We start from the raw sequence: 9,163 nt of genomic DNA, 5'->3' as shown, positions 1-9,163 counted from the left end.
CGCCAAACCGATCGAGTACGATGAGGGGGCAGCTGCAACACGTTTCAGGAGGATCATCTCCGTGTCACCTTCGAAGTCGCGCACGGACGCGCTGATGGCGGGCGAGGAGCTCAGCTCCGCGGCCCAGCGCGAGCGGCGCAAGCGGATCGTCGACGCGACGATCGCGCTGGCGTCCAAGGGCGGGTTCGACGCCGTCCAGATGCGCGCCGTCGCCGACCGGGCGGACGTCGCGCTGGGCACGTTGTACCGCTACTTCCCGTCGAAGGTCCACCTGCTCGTGTCGAGCCTCGCGGTGGAACTGGAGCGCGCCCAGGAGAAGATGGACCGCACCACGGTCCCCGGCGACAGCGCCTACGAACGCGTGCTGTTCGTCCTCGGCCGCATCACCAGGGGCCTGCAGCGCAACCCGCACCTCACCGAGGCGATGACGCGCGCGTTCACGTTCGCCGACGCCTCCGCGGGCGCCGAGGTCGACCGCGTGGCCTGGCTGATGGAGAGCATGTTCACCCGCGCCATGAGCGACGAGGAACCGACGGACGAGCAGAAGGCCATCGCGCGCGTGATCGGCGACGTGTGGCTGTCCAACCTGGTCGCCTGGGTCACGCGCCGCGCCACGGCCACCGACGTCGCGAACCGGCTCGAGCTCACCGTGCGCCTGTTGCTCAAGTGAGTCCTACTCCTGCGGGATGACCCGGGAGTCACACCGCCGAACGATGCCGGTGCACGCGCAGCGTCCTAACGTCTGTCCTATGAAGACGCTCGTTGTGCTCGGTGTGCTGGCTGTGGTCGGCACGACCACCGTCGTCCTGGTCAACCAGTTCGGCGGCTGGAACACGCTGATGGGCAAGGCCTGGGCCATCACCTACGAGGTGACGACCGAGCCGGCCGCCGACGGGCCGGTGCAGCTCCGGTACCTCGAGAACCCGGACCGCTACAAGAAGCAGCCACCGAAGGTCGTCACCAAGGCCGCGCCCCTCCCGTTCACGCACGAGGTGGTCGTCAACGCCGGCGAGAAGGCCGGGATCAGCGCGACGCCCAACGGGGACCAGGTGCTGACGTGCCGCATCCTGCTCGATGGCGAGAAGGTGCTGGCGAGCGCCACCGGTACACGCGGGCAGAAGGTGACGTGCGAAACGACCACCAGCAGGTGATGGTCGTTTCGCACCGGTCACGAGGTCACGGGGTCAGCGCCCGTGCGGCCGCCAGGCCAGGGGCCGCTCGGCGAACGCCTGCTCCGCCGCCACCGGGGTAGCAGTGGTTCTCGCTCGCGTCGCCGAGGACGGAGTCGACCCAGCCCTGGACGGGCGCGACGGCGTCCGACTCCCACAGACAGGTCACCTCGGTCAGGTCCTGGCTCGGGTGGAACTGGAGCACCTTCACGCCCTCCGGGGCTCGCTCGCCCGAGATGAGCTGCCGACCGCGCTGGAAAGCGGCCTCGGGGTTCTTGATGCGGTGGTGGGCGACGATGTACATGGCGTGTGCCTCCTCGTCGTGAGCTCGATGGACACGACGCTGGACAGCGAGGACCACGTCCCGCCTCGCTCGTATTGACCAACCCGAACAGACGGCATCACCAGCATTGACCACTCAGGCCAGGTGGTGGTCGTGCGCGAACGCGCTCGCCGCCGTCCGCGAGGACACGCCGAGCTTCGTGAAGATGTTCTGCAGGTGCCGCGCCACGGTGTGCTCGCTCAGGAACAGCGTCGCGGCGATCTGGCGGTTGCTGCGGCCGGTTGCGACGAGGCGGAGCACCTCGATCTCCCGGTCGCTGAGGCCGTGCCGCGAACCCTTGTCCGGCGCGATGGACTCCACGTCCGGCCGTGCCCCGAGTGCGGTGAACGTCTCCAACGCCGCCTGCAGCTCCAGGGCGCATGAGTCGTCGTCGCCGAGCAGCGCGCACGCCCGTGCGATCAGAACACGGCTGCGCGCGGCGTCGTACGGTGCCTCGATCTGCTGCCAGGCGTGCCAGGCCCGGCGTGACGCGGTCAGCGCCGCCTCGGGGTCGTCCAACGCCAACGCCAGCGCCCCGCGGGCCTGCCAGGACATCGCGGTGATGGCGTCGCTGTCCTGCCGCGCCGCGATCTCGCCGAGTTCGCGGCAGGCACCGGCGGCCGCGTCGAGGTCGCCCGCCGCCAGCACGATCTCGACGTAGGCGGGCAGCAGCGCGGCACGGGGCAGCCCGCGCGACGTCTCCGCCACCACCCTGCGGATCATCGCGGCCGCCGCCTCCGGCCTGCCCTGCGCCAGCCGGAGCAGGGCGTGACCGGGTTGTGGTTCCCTGCCCAGGGAACTGGCCCTGCGGTACGACTCCTCGGCGAGGGCGAAGTCTCCGCGCAGGCGACGCACCTCGCCCTCGCGATAGGCGGCGTCCCCGCGCGCCAGCTGGTTGAGGGCACCGCGCGTCAGCTCCTCGCTCAGCTTGCCCAGTTCGACGAGTGCGTCGTCCCACGCACCGCCCAGCGTCATGACCTCCGCGCGGTGCACCAGGCAGACGCCCTTGTGGGCCACCATGTTCGGCTGACGCGCGCACCACCGCGTGAGCGCCGCGGTCCACTCCCGGACGCGGCGCAGCTGGTAGACCTCGCGGCAGAAGGAGATCGTGTTGCAGTACACGATCCCGGCGACGATCGGCGAGAGCTCTCCCGAGGTGACGGCGACCATCGTCTCGTCGATCAGCCGCAGGCCGTCGGGCGCGCGCCCGAGCCGGACGAGCGAGTGGCCGAGCGCCATCATGCCCAGCGCCACCAGGTCGTCGTCGCCGAAGCGCTCCCCGGTCTCGACGATCTCGGCTGCCACGGCGCTCTGCGCTTCGAGCTCGCCGTTCATCAGGTGGTTCAGCATGTCCGTGATCAGCACGTAGCCGCGCTCAGCGACGTCGCCCTGCTCCCGTTCGAGCAACCGCCGGGCACGGGCGAACCAGCCCAGCGCGGGCGCCAGCTGCCCGCGGAACAGCCAGCTGTGCCCGATCCAGAACGCGCAGCGCAGCGCCCGCAGCGGCGCACCGGCCGCCAGGTGGGCCCGATGCGCCCGTTCCAGCGCGCTCACGTACTCGTCGTCGCGGCCGAGCATGTAGGCGGTCTGCGCGAACAGCTCCAGGTCCGCCGCGTCCAGGTCTGCCCGGGTGAACGCGGCGTGGGCGTCCCGCCAGTTCGCCTCGGCGAAGCACCGGCGCCCGTGTTCGAGGTCCGGTTCCACGACCACCTCCGACCGCGGCGCCATCGTGACACAGCTCGCCGGGTTCGGCCTGGTGAACCGCGTTGCCGTGAGTGGTTCGGCCGCTCTGGCGCCCGAACCACTCACGACCGGTCAGACGTTGTCGACGTGTTCCACGCCGGAGGCGCGGTAGTTCTGCACGGCGGTCCTCACCTGGGCCGGGCTCAGCACCCGGTCCTTGGCGAAGTACACGTAGTCGACCTCCTGCTGGTAGGCCCGCTCGGTGCTGCTGCCCTGCAGCCCGCCCGAGATGAACCACAGGTTGAAGTTGATCGACATGGGCGTCTCCGGGTAGTACCTGTCACCGTGGTCGGCGACGAGCACGCCGTCGATGTAGTACTTCACCCGGCCGCCGCCGACCTGGAACACGAGGTCGTGCCAGCCCGCGTAGCTGATCCGCTGCTCGTTGTGGATGTTGTCGGCGACCCACGGGTCTGCCTGGTAGGTCTCCCACGTGGTCTCGAACATGATGTTGCCCGGTTCGCCCCAGCCGCCGTTGGGCAGGTACTCGAAGTCGATCTCGCCGTAGTTCGGGTCCATCGGCGCGTTCAGCGGGGTGATGGTGAAGAACGTCTGCACGACGTGGTCGCCGTCCGGGCCGAACACCGGCGCGTCGCTGAACTTCACCCTCGCCGCGTAGGTGCCCTCGAAGAACTTGCGCTGGTGGTACATCTCGGTCTGCTTCGCGGCGGAACCGTTGTTCCACGAGTCGAGGCGCATGACCTTCGAGCCGTCGACGGTCGGGAACGTCACGCGCGACGGGTCCCATTCGGCGCCCGGCACGCCCGGTCCGCCGCCGCCCGACCTGACGGTCCAGCCGCGCTGGCCGATGCGGGAGTCGCTGGAGCTGGTGTAGCTGAAGTCGTCGAACAGGGCGGGGCCGTTGGGGTTCGGCGGGTTCGAGGTCGTGGTCGTCGTGGTGGGCGGGCTGCCGCCGGGCGGCGTGCCCCACAGCAGCGCGCTGCCGCGGTGGACCGTCACCTTGGACCACGGCGAGTAGGTGCTGTCGCCGCGGAACGAGTAGTCGTCGGACTGCGTGATCGGGCCCCAGTTGGTGCGCCAGAACCGCAGCTGCAGGTCACCGGAGTCGCTTCCGGGTGCCAGGGTTCCCGCGCCCGCGGTGAAGCCGACCTCCAGGTAGCGGTCGGCCGTGCCGCCGGTCAGGGTGCCGAACGTGCCGATGACGTTGCCACAGCCGCGAACCGCCCACGAGCAGGCGAAGCGGTAGCCGACGTCCGGGGTCTCGCCGCGGAAGTAGTAGCGGATCTTCACGTCCGACAGCGGCACCGTCGTGGTGCCCGAGTTGACCAGTTTGAACCACGGTTCGGCCTGGTCGGTGGTCGCGCCCGTCGCGCTGGTCCGGTACTGGGCGGTGATCGCGTCGGCCGCGAAGGCGCTCGGCGCCACCGCCAGCGCGGCCGCGGTCAGGGCCGCGCAGGAAACGGCTATGAGTGCTCGCAAGGTTCTCTCCTCACTTCGGCAGGGATGGACAGTGCGGCGAGCCTTGATGCGTGGTGACGCATCCGCGTGGTGAAGCCCTCCCACTCCGGGCGCTGGGACCAGAGGGTGTCGGCCAGCGCGGCGAGACGGGGAAAGGCCAGGTACTCCAGGTGTTCTCGGGTGCGGACGTGCTCGGTCCACAGCTGGCACTGGGCGCCGAGCACACCGTCGGGCAACGGCACGTGGTAGACGTCGCGGCTGGTCACGACGTGGCCGGGCTGACCGGGTGGTTCGCGCGGGTCGTCCGACTGCGGGTAGTCGAGGTAGGTGGAAGTGTGCGGGGCCATCACGACGGGTTGGCCGCGTTCCAGCGCTTTGGCCGCTTGGGTCTCGTCCTTCCACGGCATCACGACGGCGCGCGGATCACCCGTCGGTTCCCAGGCGGCCGGCGTGCGGCCGCGGTCCAGCAGGTACTTGCCGGCCTGCCTGAGGAACGTGCCGTGGACGCCCCCCGGCAGCAGGCATTCGTCGCCGCCGAGGTGCACGTACTCGCCGGGGAACACCTCCAGGACCTCGGCCAGCACCTCGCGGACGAAGCCGAGCGCGTGCGGGCCGAACGCCGAATCGCTGATGCCCCAGCGGGTCCAGACCTGCAGCGGTTCCGGCGCGATGCCCAGGTCCGGGTAGGCAGCGAGCGCCGCGCGGGCGTGACCGGGCATCTCGATCTCCGGCATGATCCGGATGCCGCGTTCGGCCGCGTGCGCGACGAGGCCTTCCAGCTCGCCGCGGGTGTAGGCGCCGCCGTGCCGCACACCGTCGCCGTTGGTCTCCTCTCGCCAGCCGCCGACCGAGGTCAGCAGCGGGTGGCTCGGGATCGGCATGCGCCAGCCCTGGTCGTCGGTCAGGTGCAGGTGCAGGACGTTGAGCTTGTGCAGGGCCATCAGGTCGACGAACCTGCGCAGCACGTTGACCGGCTGGAAGTGCCTGGCGACGTCGAGCATGAACCCGCGCCACGGCAGCCTCGGCACGTCGCGGATGTCGATGCCGGGCACAGTCCAGTCCACATCGGACACACGGCTTGTCCTCAGCGCTTCGACCGGCAGGAGCTGGCGGATCGTCTGGACGCCGTGGGCGAGGCCCGCCGCGGTGGCGGCGCGCAGCAGGACGCCGTGTTCGTTGACGGTCAGCGCGTAACCCTCCGTGCCGAGCCCGACGAGCTTGGCGTCGAGCGCGATGACGACCTGGCCAACGCCTGCGATCGGCAGCGGAAGGCCGGTGGCAGGCCTCAGAAGGGTTCGCAGTAGGCGGGCCGCCGGTTCGGCGCCGGGCGTGACGCGGACGGTGGTGGCGCGGTCGAAGGTGAAGCCCTTGCCGCGGCGCACGGCCCTGGTCGGGAGCGGCACGATCATCCCTTCACCGCCCCTCCGACGATGCCGGTGGTGACCCGGCCCTGCAGCACGACGAAGATCAGCAGGACCGGCAGCATGAACAGCGTCGAGGCGGCCATCGTGGCGCCCCAGTCGGTGCCGAAGGTGTTGTTGAACGAGGACAGCCAGACCGGCAGCGTGCGGTCGTCCTGGTCCTTGATGATCAGCACGTTGGCGAAGGCGAACTCGTTCCACGCGGTGATGAACCCGAACAGCGACGTCGCCAGCAGACCGGGAGCCAGCAACGGGAACACCACCCGCCGGAACGCCTGCCCGCGCGAACAGCCGTCGACCTGCGCGGCCTCCTCCAGGTCGACCGGGATGGCGGCGAGGAACCCGCGCAGCGTCACGACGGTGAACGGCAGCGTGATCATGAAGTAGACCAGCGTGAGCATCCAGAGCGTGTCGAGCATGCCGGTGTCCCTGGCGATCACGTAGATCGGGATGAGCAACGCCTCCCACGGCGTCATCTGCGCGATGAACACCATGAGCACGAACGCCCTGCGGCCCTTCCACTGCAGCCGCGCCACCGCGAACGCCGCCAGCAGGGCGACGACGAGCGCGAGCAACACGGCGCCCCCCGCGACCAGCAGACTGTTGCGCCAGAACGAGAAGAAGCCCTTTGCCGCTATCGCCGTGCCGAAGTGCTCCAACGTGATCGAGGCGGGGAGGAACGTCGGGGTGGCGCCCTGGATGTCCTTGGTGGGTTTGAAGGCCGTCAGGACCATCCAGTAGACGGGGAACACCGAGATGACGAAGACGACGAGCGCCGCCGCGGTTCTGGAGATCCGGCCGATCATGCTTCTCGCTCCTGCCGGTAGAGCTGGCGGAAGTACGCCAGCAGCGCGAGCACGAGCAGCACCACCATGAGCATCGACACGGCCGCGCCCAGGTCGTAGCGCTGCAACGACTGAGCGACCTGGAACGCGTACACCGGCAGCGTCGTCGTGGCCTGCCCGGGACCGCCCTGGCTGATCACCCAGATCTGCACGAACGCCTTGACGACCCAGATCACCTCCAGGCACGTGATCAGGCCGAACATGGCTTTGAGCATGGGAAACGTGATGGTGGAGAACACCCGCCACGCGCCGGCGCCGTCGATCCGCGCGGCCTCGTACAGCTCCTGCGGCACGGTGATCATCGCCGCGTACAGCGACAGCGCCGCGAACGGGATCGACTGCCAGACGATCAGCGTCACGAGGATGCCGAACGTCGCCTCGCCGTCCGCGAACCACGTGTAGTCGCGGTACTGCTCGAAGCCGAGCGCGGTGAGAGCCCAGTTCACGACGCCGAGCCGGGACTGGAAGAGCCACTGGAACACCGTGGTCGCCGCGATGATCGGCGTCGCCCAGGTGAGCACGAGCCCGCCCATCACCAGCAGCCTGAGCCACTTGTTCAGCCGCACGAGGAGCAACGCGACCAATGTGGACAGCATCATGATCAGCACGACGTTGATCGCGGTGAACCACAGCGTTCTCCTGACCACGCCCCAGAACTCGGGATCGGCGAGCACCCGCGCGTAGTTCGCGAGCCCGACGAACTCCGCGTCTCCGCGCACCAGCTGCGGCAGCCCGAACTCCTGCAGCGAGATGATCACGTTGCGGATCAGCGGGTACAGCAGCAGGTACGCGGTGGCAAGCAGCGTCGGCGCGATCAGCAGGTACGGCAGCACCACCCGCTTGCGGCGTGGCGGTTCGGCCGGTGCGGTGGCGCGCACCGGCCGTTCGGCCAGCAACGTCATTTGCCCGAGTTGAGCGCTTGGGTGATCACTTCGTCGGCCTTGGCGGCCGCTGTCCCCGGATCGGCGCCGGTGAGAACCGCGGTCTGGAACTCCTTGATCGGGTTGCGAGCCTCGACCGCCGCCCAGTTGGGCGAGTTCGGGGTGGCGTGCCCGTTGGCCGCGCCAACAGCCATCGCCGCGGTGCCGGGATCGCCGCCGACCTCCTCGGCGAGCGACTTGCGGTTCGGCACGTAGTTCATCGCCTTGGCCAGTTCGACCTGCCACTTCTCGCCGGTCAGCGCCTTCACCACCTCGTAGGCGCCGTCCTGGCGTTTCGCGGCGAGCGGGATGATCAGGTCGGAGCCGCCGGTGAACACCGCACCGGGCTTGTCCGCGGTCTTGCCGGGAATCGGGAAGAACCCGATCTTGCCCTCGAGCTCCGGGTTGGCCTTCGTGACGAGCTTGGCCGCACCGGGCACCGCGATGAACTGCGCGACCTTGCCACCCGCCACGACGTCGGTCTGCTGCGGCTTGGCCTCGTCGGAGTCCTTCGGTCCGTCGCCCAGCGCCTGCAGCCTCTTGTAGAAGTCCATGCCCGCCAACGCCTCCGGCGTGTTGAGCGTGCCCTTCCACGTGCCGCCGTCCTGCTCGGCGAGATCGCCGCCCTCGTCCCAGATGAAGCCGGACAGCGTGTACCAGTTCTGGCCGGGCAGGTAGATGCCCTGCTGCTCGCCCTGGTCGAGCTTCGCGGTGGCGGCGAGCCACTCGTCGCGGGTCTTGGGCGGCGTGACCCCGGCCGCCTCGAACAGGTCCTTGCGGTAGATCACGACCCGGTTGGCCGCGTAGAACGGGATGCCGAACTGCTTGCCGTCCACCGCACCCGGTTCGGCCAGGCCCGGGATCCAGTCCTCGCCCTTGAGCTCGCTCTTCCTGCCGCTCAGGTCGGTGACGCCCTTGCTGGCCACGTACTGCGCCACCTGCGTGTTGCCGACCTCGATCACGTCGGGCGGATCGGTGCTGGCCAGCGCGCTGGTCACCTTCTGCGAGATGCCGTTCCACTCCTGAATCTGGATCTTCAGGTCCAGGTTCGCGTGCTCCCGCTCGAACTCGCTCTCGAACTTGCCCACGAACTCGTCGGTGGCCGTGTCCTTCATGAGCCACACGGTGATCTCCTGCTTCTCACCTCCTCCCGCTTCCGCACCGCAGGCCGACAACGTGAGCGCCAGGACGAGCAGGACGGCGGAGCGCGACACGACTCACCTCTCACCGGGATATGACCAATTGGTCAGGTCTGCTGAGTGGTGTAGAAAGTGGCATAGACCACTTCTCAGGTCAAGCCCCAGGCTGGCCGCGTGAGAGCGCT

At 69.3% G+C, this 9,163-nt stretch carries 9 protein-coding genes; 2 read left to right on the top strand and 7 right to left on the bottom strand.

Annotated elements, in window-relative coordinates; genetic code table 11:
* The first annotated feature begins 94 nt into the window (after window positions 1-94).
* The gene (gene kstR, locus ABFX45_RS04320) at window positions 95-670 is read left to right on the top strand and encodes a cholesterol catabolism transcriptional regulator KstR (protein ID WP_233439566.1); all 576 of its coding nucleotides are present in this window, start codon (window positions 95-97) and stop codon (window positions 668-670) included.
* Window positions 671-749: 79 nt separating this feature from the next.
* Entirely contained in the window at window positions 750-1,151 is a 402-nt protein-coding gene (locus ABFX45_RS04315) for a hypothetical protein (protein ID WP_346127762.1), read from the top strand.
* Between the two features lie 25 nt (window positions 1,152-1,176).
* Here ABFX45_RS04315 and ABFX45_RS04310 read toward each other — a convergent pair whose 3' ends face one another.
* The 7 genes from ABFX45_RS04310 to ABFX45_RS04280 form a co-directional block, all read right to left on the bottom strand.
* Entirely contained in the window at window positions 1,177-1,473 is a 297-nt protein-coding gene (locus ABFX45_RS04310) for a hypothetical protein (RefSeq protein WP_346127760.1), read from the bottom strand.
* 114 nt (window positions 1,474-1,587) lie between these two features.
* Window positions 1,588-3,219, bottom strand: coding sequence for a LuxR C-terminal-related transcriptional regulator (locus tag ABFX45_RS04305; protein ID WP_346127758.1), 1,632 nt, complete (start codon window positions 3,217-3,219; stop codon window positions 1,588-1,590).
* Between the two features lie 87 nt (window positions 3,220-3,306).
* Complete coding sequence (locus tag ABFX45_RS04300; protein ID WP_346127756.1) at window positions 3,307-4,674, bottom strand: cellulose binding domain-containing protein; 1,368 nt, start codon at window positions 4,672-4,674, stop codon at window positions 3,307-3,309.
* The gene (locus ABFX45_RS04295) at window positions 4,659-6,062 is read right to left on the bottom strand and encodes a beta-N-acetylhexosaminidase (RefSeq protein WP_346127754.1); all 1,404 of its coding nucleotides are present in this window, start codon (window positions 6,060-6,062) and stop codon (window positions 4,659-4,661) included. Before ABFX45_RS04295 ends, ABFX45_RS04300 begins: the two co-directional genes overlap by 16 nt.
* A complete protein-coding gene (locus tag ABFX45_RS04290) occupies window positions 6,059-6,880 on the bottom strand; it encodes a carbohydrate ABC transporter permease (RefSeq protein ID WP_109636678.1) in 822 nt (273 codons plus the stop codon). Before ABFX45_RS04290 ends, ABFX45_RS04295 begins: the two co-directional genes overlap by 4 nt.
* Window positions 6,877-7,821 (bottom strand): carbohydrate ABC transporter permease, encoded by a 945-nt coding sequence (locus tag ABFX45_RS04285; RefSeq protein ID WP_346127752.1) that lies wholly within the window; start codon window positions 7,819-7,821, stop codon window positions 6,877-6,879. Before ABFX45_RS04285 ends, ABFX45_RS04290 begins: the two co-directional genes overlap by 4 nt.
* Window positions 7,818-9,053, bottom strand: a complete 1,236-nt coding sequence (locus ABFX45_RS04280; protein WP_346127750.1) for an extracellular solute-binding protein — start codon at window positions 9,051-9,053, stop codon at window positions 7,818-7,820. Before ABFX45_RS04280 ends, ABFX45_RS04285 begins: the two co-directional genes overlap by 4 nt.
* Window positions 9,054-9,163 lie beyond the last annotated feature (110 nt).

Source organism: Lentzea roselyniae (assembly GCF_039537795.1).
Taxonomy (GTDB): domain Bacteria; phylum Actinomycetota; class Actinomycetes; order Mycobacteriales; family Pseudonocardiaceae; genus Lentzea; species Lentzea atacamensis.
Note: the sequence above shows the minus strand (reverse complement) of the source record. Positions and strands in the feature narration are given on the sequence as shown.